17 protein-coding genes are annotated in these 20,892 nt (G+C 73.0%); 3 read left to right on the top strand and 14 right to left on the bottom strand.

What is annotated here, in order from left to right; genetic code table 11:
- Positions 1–322 precede the first annotated feature (322 nt).
- Positions 323–1,207: a TIGR01777 family oxidoreductase gene (locus ACIO3P_RS02280; protein ID WP_329825940.1), complete on the bottom strand. Its 885-nt coding sequence runs from the start codon at positions 1,205–1,207 to the stop codon at positions 323–325.
- A gap of 43 nt (positions 1,208–1,250) precedes the next feature.
- Between ACIO3P_RS02280 and ACIO3P_RS02275 the strand changes: the two genes are divergently transcribed.
- The gene (locus tag ACIO3P_RS02275; RefSeq protein ID WP_401850427.1) at positions 1,251–1,784 is read left to right on the top strand and encodes a GNAT family N-acetyltransferase; all 534 of its coding nucleotides are present in this window, start codon (positions 1,251–1,253) and stop codon (positions 1,782–1,784) included.
- Between the two features lie 65 nt (positions 1,785–1,849).
- Here the strand turns inward: ACIO3P_RS02275 and ACIO3P_RS02270 are convergent, their stop codons facing one another.
- The 8 genes from ACIO3P_RS02270 to ACIO3P_RS02235 all read right to left on the bottom strand — a co-directional run bounded on the left by ACIO3P_RS02270 (position 1,850) and on the right by ACIO3P_RS02235 (position 13,438).
- On the bottom strand, positions 1,850–2,371 hold the full coding sequence (locus ACIO3P_RS02270) for a DUF4240 domain-containing protein (RefSeq protein ID WP_329826306.1): 522 nt from the start codon (positions 2,369–2,371) through the stop codon (positions 1,850–1,852).
- A gap of 113 nt (positions 2,372–2,484) precedes the next feature.
- Positions 2,485–3,450, bottom strand: coding sequence for a WYL domain-containing protein (locus ACIO3P_RS02265; protein ID WP_329825942.1), 966 nt, complete (start codon positions 3,448–3,450; stop codon positions 2,485–2,487).
- A gap of 198 nt (positions 3,451–3,648) precedes the next feature.
- Positions 3,649–6,330: a pyruvate dehydrogenase (acetyl-transferring), homodimeric type gene (gene aceE / locus ACIO3P_RS02260; RefSeq protein WP_329825943.1), complete on the bottom strand. Its 2,682-nt coding sequence runs from the start codon at positions 6,328–6,330 to the stop codon at positions 3,649–3,651.
- 218 nt (positions 6,331–6,548) lie between these two features.
- The gene (locus ACIO3P_RS02255) at positions 6,549–7,172 is read right to left on the bottom strand and encodes a GntR family transcriptional regulator (protein WP_329825944.1); all 624 of its coding nucleotides are present in this window, start codon (positions 7,170–7,172) and stop codon (positions 6,549–6,551) included.
- 114 nt (positions 7,173–7,286) lie between these two features.
- Positions 7,287–9,035 carry a 2-oxoglutarate dehydrogenase, E2 component, dihydrolipoamide succinyltransferase gene (gene sucB, locus ACIO3P_RS02250; RefSeq protein ID WP_401850426.1) on the bottom strand — a complete coding sequence of 583 codons (1,749 nt, stop codon included), beginning with the start codon at positions 9,033–9,035 and terminating at the stop codon, positions 7,287–7,289.
- Positions 9,036–9,293: 258 nt separating this feature from the next.
- Positions 9,294–10,682 carry a dihydrolipoyl dehydrogenase gene (lpdA, locus tag ACIO3P_RS02245; RefSeq protein ID WP_329825946.1) on the bottom strand — a complete coding sequence of 463 codons (1,389 nt, stop codon included), beginning with the start codon at positions 10,680–10,682 and terminating at the stop codon, positions 9,294–9,296.
- Positions 10,683–10,894: 212 nt separating this feature from the next.
- Complete coding sequence (locus ACIO3P_RS02240; protein WP_401850425.1) at positions 10,895–12,424, bottom strand: leucyl aminopeptidase; 1,530 nt, start codon at positions 12,422–12,424, stop codon at positions 10,895–10,897.
- A gap of 219 nt (positions 12,425–12,643) precedes the next feature.
- The gene (locus ACIO3P_RS02235; protein ID WP_329825948.1) at positions 12,644–13,438 is read right to left on the bottom strand and encodes an adenosylcobinamide-GDP ribazoletransferase; all 795 of its coding nucleotides are present in this window, start codon (positions 13,436–13,438) and stop codon (positions 12,644–12,646) included.
- Between the two features lie 174 nt (positions 13,439–13,612).
- Between ACIO3P_RS02235 and ACIO3P_RS02230 the strand changes: the two genes are divergently transcribed.
- Positions 13,613–14,353 (top strand): hypothetical protein, encoded by a 741-nt coding sequence (locus ACIO3P_RS02230; protein WP_401850423.1) that lies wholly within the window; start codon positions 13,613–13,615, stop codon positions 14,351–14,353.
- Here the strand turns inward: ACIO3P_RS02230 and ACIO3P_RS02225 are convergent.
- From ACIO3P_RS02225 to ACIO3P_RS02210, 4 genes are all read right to left on the bottom strand, one after another.
- On the bottom strand, positions 14,275–15,087 hold the full coding sequence (locus ACIO3P_RS02225; protein WP_401850421.1) for a hypothetical protein: 813 nt from the start codon (positions 15,085–15,087) through the stop codon (positions 14,275–14,277). The genes ACIO3P_RS02230 and ACIO3P_RS02225 overlap by 79 nt on opposite strands.
- On the bottom strand, positions 15,084–16,913 hold the full coding sequence (locus tag ACIO3P_RS02220) for a phosphatidylglycerol lysyltransferase domain-containing protein (protein ID WP_329825951.1): 1,830 nt from the start codon (positions 16,911–16,913) through the stop codon (positions 15,084–15,086). Before ACIO3P_RS02220 ends, ACIO3P_RS02225 begins: the two co-directional genes overlap by 4 nt.
- Before the next feature lie 76 nt (positions 16,914–16,989).
- A complete protein-coding gene (gene cobT, locus ACIO3P_RS02215; protein WP_329825952.1) occupies positions 16,990–18,108 on the bottom strand; it encodes a nicotinate-nucleotide--dimethylbenzimidazole phosphoribosyltransferase in 1,119 nt (372 codons plus the stop codon).
- Positions 18,109–18,161: 53 nt separating this feature from the next.
- Entirely contained in the window at positions 18,162–19,379 is a 1,218-nt protein-coding gene (locus tag ACIO3P_RS02210; protein ID WP_329825953.1) for a bifunctional adenosylcobinamide kinase/adenosylcobinamide-phosphate guanylyltransferase, read from the bottom strand.
- Between the two features lie 93 nt (positions 19,380–19,472).
- Here ACIO3P_RS02210 and ACIO3P_RS02205 point away from each other — a divergent pair, with 93 nt between their 5' ends.
- Positions 19,473–19,682: a hypothetical protein gene (locus tag ACIO3P_RS02205; RefSeq protein ID WP_329825954.1), complete on the top strand. Its 210-nt coding sequence runs from the start codon at positions 19,473–19,475 to the stop codon at positions 19,680–19,682.
- A 92-nt stretch (positions 19,683–19,774) separates the two neighbouring features.
- Here ACIO3P_RS02205 and ACIO3P_RS02200 read toward each other — a convergent pair whose 3' ends face one another.
- Positions 19,775–20,890: a trypsin-like peptidase domain-containing protein gene (locus tag ACIO3P_RS02200; protein ID WP_329825955.1), complete on the bottom strand. Its 1,116-nt coding sequence runs from the start codon at positions 20,888–20,890 to the stop codon at positions 19,775–19,777.
- Between the last annotated feature and the right edge of the window lie 2 nt (positions 20,891–20,892).

Below are 20,892 nucleotides of genomic sequence, written 5' to 3'. Positions count from 1 at the left end.
GCGCGGACGCGCGCGGGCGGGGGCACCGATGCATGGGGGGTGCGTGCCACCGCGCGGGAGGGCGGCGGAACGGAGCGGGACGCTCCCCGGCGGCCCGGCCGGTGCGGGGGCGCGACGCACCCGGGCGCGGGGGCCGCGCGACGCGAACCGGTACGGGAAGCCCCTCCGGCGCCCTTCCGGCACCTCCCCGGCGCCTCCTCGGCGCCCCTCCGACGGCCGGGCACCGCCGCCGGGCCGCTCCCCGGCCGCTCCCCGTGCGCTCCCGGGGGCCGGAGGTTGACCTGAAAGGGCAGCCTCTACGCCGCCGGTACCGCTCGTACCGCTACGCCGCCCGTACCGCCTCGTCGATCGTCGGGAACGCGAACGTGAAGCCCGACTCCAGCAGACGCGACGGAACCACCCGCTGGCTGCCCACGATGTCCTCCGCCAGGCCCCCCACCACCAGCCGCAGCGCCGCCGCCGGGACCGGGAACGGGGTGGGGCGGTGCAGGACGCGGCCCATCGCCGCGGTCACCTCGCGGTTGGTGACGGGCTCGGGGGCCGTCAGGTTGACCGGGCCCTCCAGGCCGTCCGTGTCGATGAGATGCCGCAGCGCCGCCACCTCGTCGTGCAGCGAGATGAAGCTCCAGTACTGGTCGCCCGAGCCGAGCCGGCCGCCCAGGCCAGCGCGGAAGAGCGGGAACAGCCGCCCCCACGCGCCGCCCTTGCGCGCGACCACCAGACCGGTACGGGGGAAGACCGTACGGATGCCCGCCTCCTCGGCGGGCAGCGCGGCCTCCTCCCACTCCACGCAGAGCGACGGGAGGAAGCCGTCCCCCGGAGGGGAGCTCTCGTCCACCTTCCGGTCCCCGGTGTAGCCGTAGAAGCCGACGGCCGAACCGGAGACCAGCACCCGGGGCGGCGAGTCGAGCGAGGTCAGGGCCTCCGCGATGGTGGCCGTACCGAGGACCCGGCTGTCCCGGATCTCCCGCTTGTACGCGTCGCTCCAGCGGCGGTCACCGACGCCCGCGCCGGCGAGGTGGACGACCGCGTCGCAGCCGTTCAGCTTCCCCGCGTCGATGGTCTGCCGTACGGGGTCCCACTCGATCTCGTCGGCCGTGCGCGCCGGGTGCCGGACCAGCCGCGTCACCTCGTGCCCGTCCGCGCGCAGGGAGCTGACAAGAGCCGTACCGATGAGCCCGGTGGAACCGGTGACCGCGATTTTCATGCACCCATCCTGCCTCCGGAACATCCCATGGCACAGTTGCGCCATGGTGGAACCCCGGATACGCCCCGCCGTACGCGCGGACGACGAGGCCCTCGGCGCGCTCGACCGGGCGACCTGGTCGCCGCTGCACGCCGTCACGCCCAGGCCCAGCCCGCCGTACGGACCGTTCTTCGACGCCCAGCACCGCCCGGAGGACTTCCTGGTCGCCGGGTTCGACGGCGGCCCCGGCCTCCGGGGCGGCGGGACCCGCGACCCCGAGGACGCCATCGCCGGGTACATCCGCGTCGCCCGCCCCACCCCGCTCGCCAGCAACGCGCACGTACGGCAGATCCAGGGCCTCGCGGTCCATCCCTGGGCGCGCCGCCGGGGCGTGGCGCGCGCCCTGCTGCGCGCGGGCGCGCTGCACGCGCGCAACCAGGGCGCGCGCCGGCTGACCCTGCGCGTCCTGGGGCACAACACGGCGGCGCGGGCGCTGTACGAGGCCGAGGGGTACCGCGTCGAGGGGATCCTGCCGGGGGAGTTCCACCTGGACGGGGCGTACGTCGACGACGTACTGATGGCGCTCCCGCTGGAGTGAGCCACCAGGCACCGCCGGGGCACCGCCCCGGAGCAGTCGGCCCCGAAACGGCGACCGCCCCCGGCTCACTCGCCTCCGAAGCGCTCCGTCAGCCGGGGGAACCGCTCCGCCAGCGCCGCCTCGTCCTCGAAGTCGAGCGGCGTGCCCTCCGGCTCCGCGCGCTGCGCCGCGATCCCCAGGGCGGGCGCCACCACCCCGGTGAGCTGCTCGTACGCCTCGTCCGCCGCGTACCCCAGTTCCTCGCCGTCCCCGTCGACGGTCTCGTCGAACTCGTCGAGCAGCTCGGCCAGGCTGTCCGGATCGTGCAGCGCGCCCTCGAAGATCTCCCGGCCCTGCCCGATGAGCCAGCAGCGGAAGTAGTCGAAGGCGTCGTCGCTCGCCCCGCCGAGCAGGACGGCCGCCGCGCCCCACAGATCCCAGTGGTACGCCCGGTTGTAGCGCGACTCGAAGTGCCGCGCGAAGTCCAGTACGGAGTCGGGATCGAGCTGAAGCAGCCGCTCGACCAGCAGATCCGCATGGTCGTCGGGGTCGCCCTCGGCGGCCTCGCGGGTGCTGTCGACGATCTCCCAGAACTCCGTCTCGTCCATCACGGGTCAAGCATCGTGCCTGAGGAGGGGCGGCGCACGCGGAGCCGCGAGTTACGGGGACTTCTGTGACCTGTGGGGTCGCGCGGACCCCTGCCGGTACGGTCGTCCGTCCGCTACCGGTACAGGTCGTCCATCCGAGCCGCCGCCTCCGCGAACCGGCTCCTCAGCGTCTCCGGCGCCAGGACCTCCGCGTCCGGGCCCAGCGTCAGCAGTTGGCCGTACGCGACCTCCTCGGACTCCACCGGCAGCGTGAGCGTGATCCGGTCCTCCTCGTCCGCCGGGGGCGCCGCCTCGATCGCCGCGCGCGCCGCCGCGCGGTCCGTCACGTACGGGAGTCTGCGGGCGCCCTCGGGCGAGAGGCGCACCTCGATCTCCGTGCGCAGGAGGGAGCGCGCGAACTCCGCCGCGCGCTCCTCCCAGAACGCCGGCAGATCGAAGCACTCATCTCTGACGAAACGTTCCTGCGAGGTCTCCACCGCCGTGAACCGGTCGATCCGGTAGACCCGGAACGTGGACTCCGTACCGGCGCACAAGTACCAGACACCCGCCTTCAGCACGAGCCCGTACGGCGCCAGCTCCCGTTCCACCTCCGCGTCCTCGCGCAGATAGCGCGCCGCGACCAGCCGGTCGTCCCAGACCGCCTCCGCCACCACCGGCAGCAGCTCCGGCGTCTGGGGCTCGTGGTACCAGCCGGGCGCGTCGAGGTGGAAGCGCTGCGCCGCCGTGTCCTGCGCGTCCCGCAGCGACGGCAGCAGCGCCGCCGAGACCTTCAGGCGGGCGGCCGACGAGATGTCGTCGAGGCCCATCTCCCGCAGCGCCCCCGGTACCCCCGAGAGGAACAGCGCCTCCGCCTCGCCGCGCGCCAGTCCGGTCAGCCGGGTGCGGTAGCCGCCGACCAGCCGGTAGCCGCCGGACCTGCCCCGGTTCGCGTACACCGGGATCCCGGCCTCGGAGAGGGCCTGGGCGTCGCGGGTGATCGTGCGCTCGGACACCTCCAGCTCGCGGGCCAGTTCGCCCGCGGTCATGGAGGGTCTGGACTGGAGGAGAAGGACCATCTTGATCAGGCGGGCAGCACGCATACGTCCATGATGCAGGGAGCCCCTGCCACTCAGTGACAGGGGCTCCCCGACCTGCTATAGGGGCTGCGAAGGGTCATGGCGGCTGCGAAGAGACCGGCCGCCAGGGACCAGCAGCCAGGGACCCGCCGCCGGAAACCAGCCGCCGGAAACCAGCCGCCAGAGTCCGGCCGCCAGGGACCCGCCGCCGGAGACCGGCCGTCAGAGACCGTAGCGCTCGCGTGCCTCCGCGATCCGCTCCGGCTTGACCTCGCCCCGGCGGGCGAGCTGCGCCAGCGCCGCGACCACGATCGACCGGGCGTCGACCCCGAAGTGACGGCGGGCCGCCTCCCGGGTGTCCGAGAGCCCGAAGCCGTCCGTGCCGAGCGAGCTGTAGTCCTGCTCGACCCACTGGCTGATCTGGTCCGGCACCTGCCGCATCCAGTCGCTGACCGCGAGGACCGGGCCCGGCGCGCCTTCGAGCGCGCGGGTCACGTACGGCACCTTCTCCTCGCCGCGCAGCAGGGCCTCGTCGGCCTCCAGCGCGTCCCTGCGCAGCTCGGTCCAGGACGTGGCGGACCAGACGTCGGCCGTCACGCCCCAGTCGGCGGCGAGCAGTTCCTGCGCCTCCAGGACCCAGTGGATGGCCGTACCGGACGCCAGGAGCTGGATCGCCGGGGCGTCGGCCGCCGCCGGGACGCCCTCCTTGAAGCGGTACAGGCCCTTGACGATGCCCTCCTCGACGCCTTCCGGCATCGCGGGCTGCGGCATCGGCTCGTTGTAGACCGTCAGGTAGTAGAAGACGTCCTGGTCCTCGCCGGGTACGGGCTCGCCGTACATCCGCCGCAGGCCCTCCTTGACGATCACCGCGATCTCGTAGGCGAACGCGGGGTCGTAGCTGAGGGAGGCCGGGTTGGTGGCCGCGATGAGGTGCGAGTGGCCGTCCGCGTGCTGGAGGCCCTCGCCGGTCAGGGTCGTGCGGCCCGCGGTGGCGCCGACGATGAACCCCTTGCCCATCTGGTCGGCGAGCTGCCACATCTGGTCGCCCGTGCGCTGCCAGCCGAACATCGAGTAGAAGATGTAGAACGGGATCATCGTCTCGCCGTGCGTCGCGTACGACGTGGCGGCGGCGATGAAGTCCGCCATCGAACCGGCCTCGGTGATCCCCTCGTTGAGGATCTGGCCGTCCTTGGCTTCCTTGTAGTACATGATCTGGTCGCGGTCGACCGGGTCGTACGTCTGGCCCAGCGGCGAGTAGATGCCGGCCGAGGGGAACAGCGCCTCCATGCCGAAGGTGCGCGCCTCGTCGGGGACGATCGGGACCCAGCGCTTGCCGGTCTCCTTGTCCCGCATCAGGTCCTTCATCAGCCGGACGAACGCCATCGTCGTCGCCACGGACTGCTTGCCCGAGCCCTTGGTGACGGCCTGGAACGGCTTCTCCGTCGGCTGGGGCAGCGCGACCGCGTGCACCCGGCGGGCCGGGGCGGGGCCGCCCAGCGCGGCGCGCCGCTCCTGGAGGTAGCGCACCTCGGGGGAGTCCGCGCCGGGGTGGCCGTACGGCACCAGGCTCTCGTCGAGTTTCGCGTCCGGGATGGGCAGGTCCAGCAGGTCGCGCATGGTGCGGAACTGCTCGCCCGAGAGCTTCTTCATCTGGTGGTTGGCGTTGCGCGACTCGAAGCCGGCGCCGAGCGTGTAGCCCTTCACCGTCTGCGCGAGGATCACGGTCGGCGCGCCCTCGTGGGACAGCGCCGCACGGTAGGCCGCGTACACCTTGCGGGCCTCGTGGCCACCGCGCGAGGTGAAGAAACACTCGGCGATCTTCGCGTCGGTCAGCAGCTTCGCCAGCTCGGCGAGGGCCGGCTCGGCGCCGAAGAAGTGCTCGCGGATGTACGCGACGTCCCGCGTGGCGTACGTCTGGAACTGGGCGTCCGGTACCTGGCGCAGCCGGCGTACCAGCGCGCCCGTGGTGTCCAGCGCGAACACCTCGTCCCAGGCGGAGCCCCACAGCGTCTTGACGACGTTCCAGCCGGCGCCGCGGAACTGCGCCTCCAGCTCCTGCACGACCCGGAAGTTGGCGCGGACCGGGCCGTCGAGGCGCTGGAGGTTGCAGTTGATGACGAAGGTCAGGTTGTCCAGCCGCTCCCGTGCCGCGAGGGCGAGGGCCGCCGTCGACTCGGGCTCGTCCATCTCGCCGTCGCCGAGGAACGCCCAGACGTGCGAGGCGGACGTGTCCTTGATACCGCGGTTGGTCAGGTAGCGGTTGAAGCGCGCCTGGTAGATCGCGGAGAGCGGGCCCAGGCCCATGGAGACGGTGGGGAACTCCCACAGCCACGGCAGCCGCCGCGGGTGCGGGTACGAGGGCAGGCCCTGGCCGCCGGACTCCTGGCGGAAGTGGTCCAGGTCCGTCTCGGTCAGCCGGCCGTCGAGGAAGGCGCGGGCGTATATGCCGGGGGAGGCGTGGCCCTGGATGTAGAGCTGGTCGCCGGAGCCGTCCCCCTCCTTGCCGCGGAAGAAGTGGTTGAAGCCCGTCTCGTACAGCCAGGCCGCCGAGGCGAAGGTGGCGATGTGGCCGCCGACGCCGTAACGGGCGCCGCGGGTGACCATCGCCGCCGCGTTCCAGCGGTTCCAGGCGGTGATCCTGGACTCCATCTCCAGATCGCCGTCGAACTCGGGCTCGGCGGCGGTCGGGATGGTGTTCACATAGTCGCTCTCCAGCAGCTCGGGCACCGGGACCCCGGCGGTTCCCGCGTGCTGGAGGGTGCGCCGCATGAGGTACGCGGCGCGGTGCGGGCCCGCGTGTTCGGTGACGGCGTCGAGGGAGGCCGCCCATTCGGCGGTCTCCTCGGTGTCACGGTCCGGGAGCTGGTCCAGCTCGCTCGGAAGCTTGCCTACGGGGTCGGGCATCATCGCCGCCTTCCGGACAGGAGGGGGGTGGAGAAGTGGTCATGTCTGGCAGGACAGGACGCTGGGCTGGGTGCAGCCCGTCGTCGACTGTAATTCGCTGATCGATGATCGATCAAAGGGTTGAACGGCAAAACTTCTCGATCTCAAGGAATTGGCATCCCGTGCCGCACGAAAGGGCACGGAGTGACGGACGGTAATTCATGACAGATGGGGTGGAATCAGGCACGCGGCGCGCATCCGAGCACATGGTCCTTCACCAGTGAGCCGATGCCCGGGTCCCGTCTGCGGAACGCTTCGACCAGCTCCTGATGCTCTTCGGCGTACGACTTCTGCACCGTGCCGAGCCAGCGGATCGACAGCGCGGTGAACACCTCGATGCCGAGCCCCTCCCAGGTGTGCAGCAGCACTCCGTTACCGGCGGCCCGCACCAGCTCCCGGTGGAAGCCCACCGTGTGCCGTACCTGCGCGGTCCCGTCGGCCGTACGGTCCGCCGTGTACAGCGCCGTCACATGCGGCTCCAGCGCCGAGCAGTCCACGGCGAGCCGCTCGGCGGCCAGCTCCGCGGCGATCTGCTCCAGACCGGCCCGTACGGGATAGCTCTCCTCCAGGTCGGCCGCGGTCAGGTTGCGGACGCGTACGCCCTTGTTCGGCGCCGACTCGATCAGCCGCAGGGACTCCAGCTCGCGCAGCGCCTCCCGTACGGGCGTCTGGCTGACCTGGAGCTCCGTCGCGATCCGGCGCTCCACGATCCGCTCACCCGGCTTCCAGCGACCGCTGACGATCCCTTCCACGATGTGCTCGCGGATCTGTTCCCGCAGCGAGTGGACGACGGGCGGACTCATGAAGGGCTCCTCGGGCCGGGCCGGACGTTGTCTGGACAATACGGCGCCCCCGCCCGGAGAACAGTCTCCGGACGGGGGCTGTGCCTTGGTACGGCGTGTCTGGTACGGCCCGGGTCAGAGACCCAGCTCCACCTCGAACTCGCCCGCTTCGAGGATGGCCTTGACCGCCGTCAGGTAGCGGGCGGCGTCGGCGCCGTCCACCAGACGGTGGTCGTAGGAGAGCGCGACGTACGTCATGTCGCGCACCGCGATGGTCTCACCGAGGTCCGGGTGGTTGATGACCACCGGGCGCCGCACGGTGGCGCCGATGCCCAGGATGGCGACCTGGCTCGGCGGCACGATGATCGTGTCGAAGAGCGCACCGCGCGAGCCGGTGTTGCTGACGGTGAAGGTCGCGCCCGCCAGGTCGTCCGGGGCGATCTTGCTGGACCGGACGGCCGCCGCCAGCTCCGCGGTCTTCTTGGAGATACCGGCGATGTTCAGGTCGCCCGCACCCTTGATGACCGGGGTCATCAGACCCTTCTCGGAGTCCACCGCGATACCGATGTTCTCCGAGTCGAAGTACGTGATCGTGCCCTCGTCCTCGTTGATCCGGGCGTTGATGACCGGGTGGGCCTTCAGCGCCTGGGCCGCCGCCTTGACGAAGAACGGCATCGGGGACAGCTTGACGCCCTCACGGGCGGCGAAGGAGTCCTTCGCCTGCGCGCGCAGCCGCATCAGCTTGGTGATGTCCACCTCGATCACGGAGGTGAGCTGGGCCTGCGAGTGCAGCGCCTTCATCAGGTTGTCGCCGATGACCTTGCGCATGCGGGGCATCTTGACGGTCTGACCGCGCAGCGGGGACGCCTCCAGCTTCGGCGCCTTGGACGCCGCGGGGGCGGCGGCCGGGGCCGGAGCGGCAGCGGCGGCCTTGGCGGCCTCCGCGGCGGCGATGACGTCCTGCTTACGGATCCGGCCGCCGACGCCGGTGCCCTTGACGGACGCCAGGTCGACCGCGTTCTCCGCGGCCAGCTTGCGGACCAGCGGCGTGACGTACGCGCCGTCGTCGCCCGCGGGAGCGGCCGGCGCGGCGGGAGCCGCGGGGGCCGGGGTGACGGGCGCCGGAGCGGCCGGAGCCGGAGCGGCGGCCTGGGCCGGCGCGGGGGCCGGTGCCGGGGCGGCGGGGGCGGCCGGCGCGGGCGCCGGAGCCTTCGGGGCCTCCTGGGCGGGGGCGGCCGGAGCCGCGCCCGGGGCGCCGATGACGGCCAGCTTCGCGCCGACCTCCGCGGTCTCGTCCTCGCCGACCACGATCTCCAGCAGCACACCGGCGACCGGGGCGGGGATCTCGGTGTCGACCTTGTCCGTGGAGACCTCAAGGAGCGGCTCGTCCTCCGCGACCTCCTCGCCGACCTCCTTCAGCCAGCGGGTGACGGTGCCCTCGGTGACCGACTCGCCCAGCGCGGGCAGCGTGACATCGGTACCGGAGGCGCCACCCGCCGGGGCGGCGGCGGGAGCGGCCTCGGCAGCGGGCGCCGGAGCGGCCGGAGCCTCGGCGGCCGGGGCCGGCTCGGCGGCGGGAGCCGGAGCGGGCTCGGTCACGGTGGCCGGGGCGGCCTCCGTCGGCTGGGCCGCCTCGTGGCCGCCCGTACCGTCGTCGATGATGGCCAGCTCGGCGCCGACCTCGACGGTCTCGTCCTCGGCGACCTTGATGGACGCCAGTACACCGGCGACGGGCGCCGGGATCTCGGTGTCGACCTTGTCGGTCGAGACCTCCAGCAGCGGCTCGTCGGCCTCGACGCGCTCGCCCTCGGCCTTCAGCCAGCGGGTGACAGTGCCCTCGGTGACGCTCTCGCCGAGCGCCGGCAGGGTTACAGAAACCGACATGGTTTCAGTTGCTCCTAACGGTGGTGTCTCCCCAGCTCGCGCGGGGCGCCGAGCGAGGGGAAGTACGGAAGTGGTCGTCGCGCCCGGACCTAGTGCCCCTCGCGGCAAGTTTTGCCCCGTCGCGCCGCCCAGCACGCACGCTCGCGGCGTTGGCCGGAAGCCCTGGTAGCTCCGCTACAAGGACTTCCGGCCGCCTTGCGATCGCACGCACCTGACGACGCTCCTTCGGGGCAAAATTGCCGGTCGCGGCACTGGCCATCAGTCGTGGGAGTGCAGCGGCTTGCCGGCCAGGGCCAGGTGGGCCTCGCCGAGCGCCTCGCTCTGGGTCGGGTGCGCGTGGATGAGCTGCGCGACCTCGGCCGGCAGAGCCTCCCAGTTGTAGATGAGCTGAGCCTCGCCGACCTGCTCGCCCATACGGTCGCCGACCATGTGGACACCGACCACGGCACCGTCCTTGACCTGGACGAGCTTGATCTCACCGGCGGTCTTGAGGATCTTGCTCTTCCCGTTGCCCGCGAGGTTGTACTTGAGGGCGACGACCTTGTCCGCGCCGTAGATCTCCTTGGCCTTGGCCTCGGTGATGCCGACGGAGGCGACCTCGGGGTGGCAGTACGTCACCCGGGGCACGCCGTCGTAGTCGATCGGGACGGTCTTCAGACCGGCCAGCCGCTCGGCGACGAGGATGCCCTCGGCGAAGCCCACGTGCGCGAGCTGGAGGGTCGGGACGAGGTCACCGACCGCCGAGATCGTCTCCACGTTCGTGCGCATGTACTCGTCGACGACGACATAGCCGCGGTCGACGGCGACGCCCTGCTCCTCGTACCCGAGGCCCTGCGAGACCGGGCCGCGGCCGATCGCGACCAGCAGCACCTCCGCCTCGAAGGTCTTGCCGTCGGCGAGCGTGACGCGGACGCCCGTCTCCGTGTACTCGGCCTTCTCGAAGAACGTACCGAGGTTGAACTTGATCCCGCGCTTGCGGAACGCGCGCTCCAGCAGCTTGGAGCTGTTCTCGTCCTCGACCGGGACCAAGTGCTTCAGGCCCTCGATGACGGTGACGTCCGTACCGAAGGACTTCCACGCGGAGGCGAACTCGACGCCGATGACGCCGCCGCCCAGGATGATCGCGGACTCCGGGACGCGGTTCAGCGTCAGCGCGTGGTCCGAGGAGATGATCCGGTCCCCGTCGATCTCCAGGCCCGGCAGCGACTTCGGTACGGAACCGGTCGCGAGCAGCACGTGGCGGCCCTGGACGCGCTGGCCGTTCACGTCGACGGAGGTGGGGGACGAGAGCCGGCCCTCGCCCTCGATGTACGTCACCTTGCGGGAGGCGACCAGCCCCTGGAGCCCCTTGTACAGGCCCGCGATCACGTCGTCCTTGTACTTGTGGACCCCGGCGATGTCGACACCCTCGAAGGTGGCCTTGACACCGAACTGCTCGCTCTCGCGTGCCTGGTCGGCGATCTCGCCGGCGTGCAGCAGGGCCTTCGTGGGGATGCAGCCGTTGTGCAGGCAGGTGCCGCCCAGCTTGTTCTTCTCGATCAGTGCGACGTCCAGACCAAGCTGCGCTCCGCGCAGCGCCGCGGCGTAACCGCCGCTACCGCCGCCGAGGATCACTAGGTCGAAAACGGTGCTGGCGTCGTTCGCCACGTCACGTCCTCCATGCATGTGCGCCGGGCGCGGTCTCACATTGACCGGGCGGCGGCTGGTCTTCGGCCGCTATGTCTTCGGCCCTGTGGTGGGGGCCCTGTCCTGCCGATTACCCATCTTTGCACGGTGCGCCGCCCGACGGGGTCGGGGGTCAGGGTGCGGGCGCTCACTCCCCGCCCGCACCCTGACCCCCGTACCCCACCGGTCCCGGGTCAGGCCAGGTCGCCCGAGGCGGTACGTTCCGCCAGCCGCACCAGGGTGCGCACCGAGGAGCCCGTGCCGCCCTTGGGGGTGTAGCCGTACGGGGCGCCCTCGTGGAACGCCGGGCCCGCGATGTCCAGGTGCGCCCAGGTGATGCCCTCGCCGACGAACTCCTTCAGGAAGAGGCCGGCGACCAGCCCGCCGCCCATCCGCTCGCCCATGTTCGCCAGGTCCGCGGTGGGGGAGTCCATGCCCTTGCGCAGGTCGCCGGGGAGCGGCATCGGCCAGGACGCCTCGCCCGCCTCCTCGGCGATCTCGTGCAGGGACGTACGGAACGCGTCGTCGTTCGACATGATGCCGAAGGTGCGGTTGCCCAGCGCCAGCACCATCGCGCCGGTCAGGGTCGCCACGTCCACGATCGCGTCCGGGTTCTCCTCCGAGGCGCGGGTCAGCGCGTCCGCCAGCACGAGCCGGCCCTCGGCGTCGGTGTTGAGGACCTCGACGGTCTTGCCGCTGTACATGCGCAGCACGTCACCGGGGCGGATCGCGGTCCCCGACGGCATGTTCTCGGCCAGCGCCAGCCAGCCGGTGATGTTGACCGGCAGGCCCAGCCGCGCGGCGGCGACGACGGCGGCGAACACGGCGGCGGCGCCGCTCATGTCGCACTTCATCGTCTCGTTGTGCCCGGCGGGCTTCAGCGAGATGCCGCCCGAGTCGTACGTGATGCCCTTGCCGACGAGCGCGAGCGTCTTCTCGGCGCCGGGGTGCGTGTACGCGAGCTTCACCAGGCGCGGCGGGTTCGCCGAGCCCTGGCCGACGCCGAGGATGCCGCCGTAGCCGCCCTTGGCGAGCGCCTTCTCGTCCAGGACCTGGACCTTGATGCCGTGCTCCTTGCCCGCGGCGGTGACCACGGCGGCGAAGGACTCGGGCGTGAGGTCGTTCGGCGGGGTGTTCACCAGGTCACGGGCGCGGTTGACCTCCTCGGCCAGCGCGAGCGCCCGCTCCGCCGCGGCCTTGTGGGCCTTGTCACGCGGCTTCGCGCCGACCAGCGCGACCTCGCCGAGCGGCTGCTTGGGCCCTTCGCCCTTCTTCGCCTTCTTCTCGCCGCCCTGGTAGGCGGTGAAGGCGTACGCGCCGAGCAGTGCGCCCTCGGCGATCGCCTCGATGTCCTCGACCGCCTCGACGGGCAGCGCGAACGCGGCCTTCTTGACGCCGGAGAGGGCGCGCGCCGCGGAGCCGGCGGCCCGGCGCAGCGTCTCGGCGCCGTACGTCTCGTCCTTCTCCGGTACGGGGCCGAGGCCGACCGCGATGACGACCGGGGCCTTCAGACCACCCTGCGCGGGCAGCTTGGTCACCTCGCTCTCGCCGCCGGAGGCACCGAGGGTCTCCAGGACGGCGGCGAGCTTTCCGTCGAACGCCTTGTCCACGTCCTCGGCGCCCGGAGCCGCCACCGGCCCCTTGGGGCCCTTCGCGACGCCGACGACGATCGCGTCGACGCGCAGGGTCGCCGCGCCGGCAGGCTTAAGAGTGAGAGCAGTCACGGTGGTGAAATCTCGCTTCCATTGAGTTCTCGACGGCCGGGGGGTTGCACCGGCCGTCACCGCCGCGTCGCCCGTCCCGGCCGCGCGCGGCGGGGACGAGCCTACGCTCGGTGATGGACGGCCCTCACGGCGGCGGCGGTTCACTCGTCTGTGGGGGTGTTCCCCACCTTTTGGTACGGCCTTTTGGCACGGCCCCGGACCCGACCTCGCGGCAGGGCGTCAGCCCAGCGTCAGTGTGACCAGGACCACCGTCGTGGCCGTCTCCGCGAGCGCGCCGAACACATCGCCGGTGACCCCGCCGAAGCGCCGTACGCAGTGCGCCAGCAGCAGCCCCGCCGCACCGAGCCCGGCCACCACCGCCAGCGCGTGGTGCACGGCTTCGGCCGCCCCGAAGAGCCCGCCCGCCGCCGCGCCCGCGCAGATGACCAGCGCCGCCGTGCACCAGGCGGCCCGCAGCCCCACCGTGCCCGCGACCGCGGCGCCCAGCCCCTCGGGACGGGCCGGGGGTACGCCCGCACGGCAGCCGAGGGTGAGCGCGAGCCGGGAGACGAGCCCGGCCAGTACGGCCGCCACCGCGCCCCGGGCCGGGGACGCGCCGTACAGCTCCGCCACCGCCGCGACCTGCGCGAACAGTGCCAGCAGCAAGGTGATCACGCCGAACGGGCCGATGTCCGACCGCTTCATGATCCGCAGCGCGTCCTCGGCGGGCCTGGCGCTGCCCAGGCCGTCCGCCGTGTCCGCGAGCCCGTCCAGGTGCAGCCCCCGGGTGAGCACGGCGGGCACGGCGACGGCCGCCACACCGGCCAGCAGCGGCGAGGCGCCAGCGAGCAGCAGCCCCGCCCCGGCCGCCGCCGCGCAGCCGCCCACGGCCAGCCCGGCGGCCGGGGCGCTCAGCATCCCGGCGCGGGCGGCCGTACGGTCCCAGCGCGCCACGCGGACGGGGAGCACGGTGAGGGTGCCGAACGCGAAGCGCAGGCCGTCGGCGAGCGAGGCGCGGTCGTTCGAGGAGGTCATCGCGGGAAGGGTAGCCGGGCGCCGGCTCCGCGCCCGGGGCAGGGCGGACGGAGCCGAAAGGCGCCAACGCCGCGAAAGGTACTAAATTACGCGTACGGCGCGTACGGCGCGGTACCGCCTGTACGGCGCGTGCGGCGCGGATTCGGGAGCAGAGGGAGCAGAGGCGCAGAGGGCATGGGGCACTGGTTCCACCAGAACATCACCGAGCCGGGCAAGCTCCCCACCCTGCTCGCCCTCGCCTCCTTCGTCCTCACCTTCCTGCTGACGCGTACGGTCACCCGGCTCATCCGGGCCGGGAAGGGCCCCTTCCGGAACATCGCGGCGGGCGGGACGCACATCCACCACGTGGTCCCCGGTGTGGTGCTCACCGTGATCGGCGGCTTCGGCGCCGTCGGCAGCGGACGCCACGGGGTGACCGCGTGCGTCTGCGCCGTGATCTTCGGCATCGGCGCGGGGCTCGTACTCGACGAGTTCGCGCTGATCCTGCACCTCCACGACGTGTACTGGAGCGAACAGGGCCGCCAGAGCGTGGAGGTCGTCGTCCTCGCCGCCGCGCTCGCCCTGCTCGTCCTCAGCGGGTTCTCGCCGCTCGACGTCAACGAGCTCACCCCAGGCCAGGAACAGAGCCGCGGCTCCGCGATCCTCACCCTCCTGGTCAACTTCGTCTTCGTGCTCGTGGCGCTCTTCAAGGGCAAGCTCCGTATGACCCTCATCGGCACGCTGGTGCCCTTCGTCGCGCTCGTCGGCGCGATCCGGCTGGCCAAACCGGGATCGCCGTACGCCCGCCGCTTCTACCGCCGCCGCCCCAAGGCGCGCGCCAGGGCGGCGCTCCGCGCCTACCGCCGTGATCTGCGCTGGGCCGGCCCGCGCCGCCGCGTCCAGGACTGGATCGGCGGGACCCCCGACCAGCCGTAGGGCACGCCCCGGCGCAACCCGGGGCGGGGCCGCCGCCTCGCGCGCCGCCTGTGCCTGGAGCGCTCCCTGTGCTCCAGCACGGCGATCAGCGCCAGCACCGCCGCCGACGCCGCCAGATGTTCACGGCCCGCCAGATTGTCCTTGACCAGGCACTCCCCGATCAGCGCCAGGAGCAGCGCCCCCGCCGTCCACCAGGCCCGGTGGCGCCGGCACAGGAACAGCGCGAGCCCCACGACCGCCGCCGAAGGGCCCGTGTCGACGATCTCCGCGTCCGACGCGGGCAGCCCCGGGAAGACCTGTGGCCCGAGCGCGACACCGATCCGCGCGTACAGCGTCCCGGCCAGCGTCGCCACGTACGCGATCAGCAGCGTCCGCCGCCGGCCCAGGCAGATCTCCGCGACCCCGAAGACCAGCAGGATCTGCGCCAGCGCGCCCCACACCGGCAGGTCGAGCGCCGGTACGAACAGCGACAGCGGCGTACGGAGCAGGGCAGCCCCGAGCGGATCCTCGGCCCGTACCGCCCCGAGGTCCATCACCGGCCGGTATCCCCACGGCTGGTTCTGCGCGACCTGGAACAGCGCCGTCAGCCCCACCGCCGCCAGCGTCATCGGTACGGCCCGCGGGCCCCGTTCGGACAGCGCGGTCCGCACCGTCGTCAGCAGCGGCCCCCACTCCCGCCGGGCGAACCGGCGCAGCCGCGTACGGAGCGCCGCCCCCCTCGCCCCCTCGGTCACCGGCGGCTCTCCAGCCGTCGGCGATGCAGCCACCCGGGCAGCCCCGGCGCCTCCAGGAACCCCTCGGCGCGGCCCGCCGCCAGCCCGATGCGCAGCAGGTCCGCGCTCTTCTCGAAGAGCATGAAGCGTGGCTCCCAGATCGGCCGGTACTTGGCGTTGGCGCGGTACAGCGACTCGATCTGCCACCACCGGGAGAAGAAGCTGAGCAGCGAACGCCACAGCCGCAGCACGGGCCCCGCGCCCAGCTTCGCGCCCCGCTCGAAGACGGACCTGAACATCGCGAAGTTCAGCGAGACCTGCGCGATCCCGATCTCGTCGGACCGCTGGAGGAGTTCGATCACCATGAACTCCATCAGGCCGTTCTCGCCGTCCCGGTCACGGCGCATCAGATCGAGCGAGAGACCGTGCGGACCCCACGGCACAAAGCTCAGCACCGCCCGCAACTCGCCGTCCTTGTCCAGGCATTCGAGCATCACGCAGCGCCCGTCGCCCGGATCGCCCAGCCTCCCCAGCGCCATCGAGAAGCCCCGCTCGGTGGCCCCGTCCCGCCAGTCGTCCGCGCGCCGCAGCAGCAGGGCCATCTCCTCGGCGGGGATGTCCTCATGGCGCCGGATCCTGACCCGGTAACCGGCCCGCGCGACCCGGTTGTACGCCTGCCGCACCGTCCGCATCGCCCGGCCCTCCAGCGCGGCGGGCTTCCCCGGCCGGCGCCCGGCGAGCGTCCAGTCGGCGGTCTCCACCAGCGCCTCGTCCCCCAGCTCCAGCGCGTCCAGACCGTGCCGGGCGTAGATCGTCCCGGCCTCCTCGCTCGCCCCCATCACGGCCGGGATCCAGCCGTGCTCCCGCGCCTGCGCCAGCCACGGCGTGATCGCCCCCGGCCACGCCTCCGGATCCCCGATCGGGTCCCCCGACGCCAGCGACACCCCGCCCACCACGCGATAGGCGACGGCGGCCTTCCCCGTCGGCGACCACATGACGCTCTTCTCGCGGCGCAGCGCGAAATAGCCCAGCGAGTCCCGCTCGCCGTACCGGTCGAGCAGCACCCGCAGCCGCGCCTCGTCCTCCACCGTCAGCGCATCCACCGCGCGCCGGGCGCGGAACGCCGCGTACACCACCGCGAGCAGCAGCAGCGTCGAGAGGACGTTGATGACGACATCGACCCAGCCGGGCGTGGCGATCCCCGGGAACCGCGCGTGGTCCGCCGCCAGCGAGACCAGCCGCATCGTGCCGTACCGCCACCGCTCGGGGAACGACGAGCCGCCGTGCGCCGTGTTGGTGACGGTCACCAGCAGCGCCGCCAGCAGCGAGGCCGCCAGCAGCCCGCCCACCGCCACCACCGCGGCCAGCCGCGGATTGGACCGGTCGCCCTTCGCGTAGAACTCGCGGCGCCCCAGCAGCAGCGCAGCGACGAACGAGGCCGTCAGCCCCAGCGAGACCCAGTTCTGCGCGTAGTGCCGGATCTCCGCGAACGTCATCGCGAACGAGAACAGCAGCAGGAACAGCCCCGAGACGACCAGGTTGAGAATCCAGGCGGCGCGCTTGCGGCGCCGCATCGTGATCGCCAGGAAGAGCGTGAGGACCCCGGAGGCGAACCCCGCCGTCAGCAGATACGGGGTGAAGTAGTCGTCGACGTTGTGCCGGCGCAGATCCTGGCCGAGCGAGACCCACACGGCGCTCAGGAAGTTGATGAAGGCGACGGTCCGCAGATACCAGACGGCGTACGCGGCGGCCCGCAGCGAACGGACCGTGCCCCGGCCCGGGGTGTCCCTCGGATCCGGGGCGCCCACCCGGGGCGATCGGTCGGCAAGCACGTGGACTTCTCCCATGAAACGCGATCATATGGGGCATCGCGCTCCATGCCGGGTGAGGCGGCGGCCCGTCCCGGCCGCCGCATCCGATGCCCTACTCCGTCGTGGTCACCCCGTCGGACCCGGCGACACCGACGGCGTCCCCGGCCTCCTCCGCGGCCTCGGGCTCCACCCTCTCCGGCAGCTCCGCGGCGAGCGCGGCGGCGGCCTGGACCAGGGGAAGCGCGAGCAGCGCCCCGGAACCCTCGCCCACAGTGACGCCCTGGTCGAGCAGCGGGTTGAGCGCCATCCTGTCCAGCGCCTTCGCCTGCGCCGGCTCCCCGCTCAACTGGCCCGCGAGCCACCAGTCCGGAGCCCGGAACGCCGCCCGCTGCCCCACGAGCGCACACGCCGCCGACACCACACCGTCCAGGATCACCGGCATCCGGCGCACCGCGCTCTGCAGCAGGAACCCCGTCATCGCCGCCAGATCCGCGCCGCCCACCGCCGCCAGCAGCTCCACCTGATCCCCGAGCACCGGCCGCGCCCGGCGCAGCGCGTCCCGCACCGCCGCGCACTTGCGCATCCACGCCAGATCGTCGATCCCCGCGCCGCCCCGCCCCGTCACCACGGACGCGTCCGTGCCGCACAGCGCCGCGATCAGGGTCGCCGCGGCCGTCGTACCGCCCACGCTGAGATCGCCGAGGACCACCAGATCCGTCCCCGAATCCGCCTCCTCGTCCGCGATCGCCATCCCCAGCCGCACGGCACGCTCCGCCTCGTCCGGCGTCAGCGCGTCCTCGACATCGATCCGCCCGCTGCCACGCCGCACCCGGTGCCGTACGACCTCCTCGGGCAGCAGCGCCGGATCGCAGTCCAGACCCGCGTCCACGACCCGTACGGACACCCCGGCCCGGCGGGCCAGCACGGCGACCGGGCTCGCACCGTCCAGCACCGCCCGCACCAGCACATGCGCACTGCCCGCGGGCCGGCCCGACACACCGAGACCGGCGACACCGTGATCCCCGGCGAACAGCACCACGCGCGGCCGCTCGACCGCCCGCACCGGTACGGACCCCTGCGCGGCCGAGAGCCACTCACCCAGCTCGTCGAGGCGCCCGAGCGCCCCGGGTGCCACGACCAGCCGCTCCCGGCGTTCCTCGGCGTCGCGCCGGGTACCGCTGTCGGGGCGCTCGATCAGATCGGAGAAGTCATCGAGATTCAGCGAACTCATCCGGCGAGATTACGTGTTTTTCGCAGGGCACGGTTCGTCGGCCCTCGACGGTGTCACCTGAGGGTGAGGGCCTGGCCCGCGACCACCAGGAGGACCTGCTCGCACTCCTCCGCGACCGCGGCGTTGAGCCGGCCCAGTTCGTCGCGGAAGCGGCGGCCCGAGCGGGTGGCCGGGACCACGCCCGCGCCCACCTCGTTCGTCACCGCCACCACCGTGCGCCGTGTGGCCCGCACCGCCGCGACCAGTTCGGCCGTACGCGCGCGCAGCGCCTTCTCGCCGCCCGACGACCAGGCCGCGTCGTCCCACGCGTTCACCCGGTCCATCGCGTCCGTCAGCCACAGCGACAGGCAGTCGATCAGCAGCGGCGGGCCCTCCGCCTCCAGCAGCGGGACCAGGTCGCAGGTCTCCGCCGTGCGCCAGGAGCCGGGGCGGCGCTCGCGGTGGATACGGACCCGCTCCTCCCACTCCGTGTCGCCGCCCCGGGCGCCGCCCGTCGCCACGTACAGCACCCCGGGGAACGCCGTCAGCCGCCGCTCCGCCTCCCAGGACTTGCCCGAGCGCGCCCCGCCCGTCACCAGCGTGCGCCGGGGCACCTCCGGTACGGGGTGGTACGCGCCCACCGTCAGCGTCGTCCCGTCGGGGACCGCCCGTGCGCCGGCCGCCGCCAGCCGCCGTACCAGCTCGGGGCCGGGCGGTACGTCGTGGTCGAGATGGACGGCGATGACATCCGTGTCGGGGCCGATCGAGCCCGCAGCGCGCAGCCGGGCCACCGCGTCGGGCCGTCCGACGACATCGGCGGCGACCATGTCGTACGGGGCGGGGGCGGCCTGGTTGCGGCCGTTGCCGGGGGACACCCCCGCCGGGGCGCCGCCCGGCGGGAGGTGCAGCAGCCGTTCGCCGCCGGGGCCCGTCACCTCGTACCCCGTGCCCGGCGCGTCCATCGCCACCGCCCGCACCCGGTGGCCGCTGAGCAGCGTCAGCACCCGGCCGTCCGCGACGCGCCCGGCCGACGGCAGCCCGGCGGGCAGCTCCACCGCGGGGCCGTCGTGCGGATGGGTGAGCAGGACCTGCCGTACCCCCGCCAGGGAGTGCCCGGCGCGTGCCGCGGCGAGCGCGGCGCCCGGGGTCAGGTCCAGCAGCAGCACACCGTCCACCAGCAGGGCGGTGGCGGCGCGGGCCCACGGGCCGCGTGCGGTCGCGCAGGCGGCACAGGGGCAGTGGGGGCGGGGGAGACCGGTGGGGGCACCGGTGCCGAGCAGAGTCAGTTCCACAGAGATGATCCTCCCGCGTCACCGCGTACGGTGCGCGCCCGGCTACGCTGCGGGCAGGTAATCGATCAGTTCCGCGGGAGCCGGGAGGCGCACATGGCGTGGATGTGGCGGTTCGAGAAGGCCGACGGGACGGAGGTCCCGCCGGCGGTGGAGCCGGAGGAGTTCACGACGCAGGGGGACGCAGAGTCATGGGTCGGTGAGGTCTGGAGAGAGCTTCTGGACGGAGGCGCCGACCAGGTGTCGCTGTTCGAGGACGGTGCCAAGATCTACGGCCCGATGAGCCTCCAGGCCGAGCCGAGCTGAGCTGACCGCACGCCGGTGCGTGCGTGACGCGGTGGGCCGTACGCGCGTGAACTCGCGCGCGTACGGCCCGGTACGCGTCGCATCTCCGTGCGTCACATCTCGCCGAGCGTGACCTCCGCCGTCTTCGTCGCGCCGCCCCGGGTGAAGGTCACCTTCACCTTCTGCCCCGGCTTGTCCGCCGCGAGGGCCTCGGAGAGCGAGGCGATCGTCGTCACCCGCACCCCGCCGACCCCCGTGATGATGTCCCCGGCCTTGATCCCCGCGCCCGCCGCCGCGCCGCCCTTCCGCACGGTGACGACCGCGACGCCGGCCGGCTGGTAGTCCGGGCCGACGACCGTACGCCCCGTGATGCCGAGCGCGGCCCGCCCCGAGTCGACGACCCGGCCGTGCTCGATGATCTGGTCGGCGACCGTCCTGACCATCGACACCGGGATCGCGAAGCCGATCCCCGGCGCGGTGCCGTTGCCCAGCTCCGGATCGGTCGCGGCCAGCGTCGGGATGCCGATCACCTCGCTGTCCAGATTGACCAGCGCGCCCCCGCTGTTGCCCGGGTTGATCGCCGCCGAGGTCTGCACCATGTTGGCGATGGTGGCGCCCGTACCGCCGCCCGCCGCGCCCTCGCTGACCGTCCTCCCGACCGCCGAGACGATGCCCTGCGTGACGCTGCTCGACAGCCCGAGCGGCGAGCCCATGGCCAGCACGATCTGACCGACCGCCACCTTCGCGGTGTCGCCGAACGCCGCGGCCCTCAGCCCCCGCGGCATCGTGTCCAGCTTGATGACGGCGAGGTCCTGCTCGGGGAAGCTGGAGACCAGCTCGGCGCGGAGCGGCTGCTCGCTGTTGGCGACGGTCACCGCGAAGCTCCGGCGGCCGCCGATCACATGGGCGTTGGTGACGATGTGGCCCTGCCCGTCGTAGACGACGCCCGAGCCCAGACTGTTCCCCGCCTCGATCTGGACGACCGACGGCAGGACGTTCCTGATCACGGTCTCGTAGTCGGTCTGGAGATCGTTCCCGGAGCGCTGGGTGAGCGGAGCGGGCTGCGCGGAGTGCGCCGCCCGCCCCGGCCGCTCGGCGGAGACCTGGGCCGTGGTGCCGGCCGGGGAGCAGCCGCCGGCCAGGGCGACCGCGCAGAGCGCGGCGGTCAGGGACAGCGGCGTCCGGCGAGCGGTGCGGCGGCGACGGCGGGAGGGGAGGGAAGCGTCCATGC

Origin of the sequence: Streptomyces sp. NPDC087310 (assembly GCF_044744405.1) — a bacterium.
GTDB lineage: Bacteria > Actinomycetota > Actinomycetes > Streptomycetales > Streptomycetaceae > Streptomyces.
Note: the sequence above shows the minus strand (reverse complement) of the source record. Positions and strands in the feature narration are given on the sequence as shown.

Bases quoted from the DNA above. Each gene is read 5' to 3' on its own strand.
- ACIO3P_RS02280 (WP_329825940.1), bottom strand. From the start codon at position 1,207: ATGAAAATCGCGGTCACCGGTTCCACCGGGCTCATCGGTACGGCTCTT.
- ACIO3P_RS02275 (WP_401850427.1), top strand. From the start codon at position 1,251: ATGGTGGAACCCCGGATACGCCCCGCCGTACGCGCGGACGACGAGGCC.
- ACIO3P_RS02270 (WP_329826306.1), bottom strand. From the start codon at position 2,371: ATGGACGAGACGGAGTTCTGGGAGATCGTCGACAGCACCCGCGAGGCC.
- ACIO3P_RS02265 (WP_329825942.1), bottom strand. From the start codon at position 3,450: ATGCGTGCTGCCCGCCTGATCAAGATGGTCCTTCTCCTCCAGTCCAGA.
- aceE (WP_329825943.1), bottom strand. From the start codon at position 6,330: ATGCCCGACCCCGTAGGCAAGCTTCCGAGCGAGCTGGACCAGCTCCCG.
- ACIO3P_RS02255 (WP_329825944.1), bottom strand. From the start codon at position 7,172: ATGAGTCCGCCCGTCGTCCACTCGCTGCGGGAACAGATCCGCGAGCAC.
- sucB (WP_401850426.1), bottom strand. From the start codon at position 9,035: ATGTCGGTTTCTGTAACCCTGCCGGCGCTCGGCGAGAGCGTCACCGAG.
- ACIO3P_RS02235 (WP_329825948.1), bottom strand. From the start codon at position 13,438: ATGACCTCCTCGAACGACCGCGCCTCGCTCGCCGACGGCCTGCGCTTC.
- ACIO3P_RS02230 (WP_401850423.1), top strand. From the start codon at position 13,613: ATGGGGCACTGGTTCCACCAGAACATCACCGAGCCGGGCAAGCTCCCC.
- ACIO3P_RS02220 (WP_329825951.1), bottom strand. From the start codon at position 16,913: ATGGGAGAAGTCCACGTGCTTGCCGACCGATCGCCCCGGGTGGGCGCC.
- cobT (WP_329825952.1), bottom strand. From the start codon at position 18,108: ATGAGTTCGCTGAATCTCGATGACTTCTCCGATCTGATCGAGCGCCCC.
- ACIO3P_RS02205 (WP_329825954.1), top strand. From the start codon at position 19,473: ATGGCGTGGATGTGGCGGTTCGAGAAGGCCGACGGGACGGAGGTCCCG.
- ACIO3P_RS02200 (WP_329825955.1), bottom strand. From the start codon at position 20,890: ATGGACGCTTCCCTCCCCTCCCGCCGTCGCCGCCGCACCGCTCGCCGG.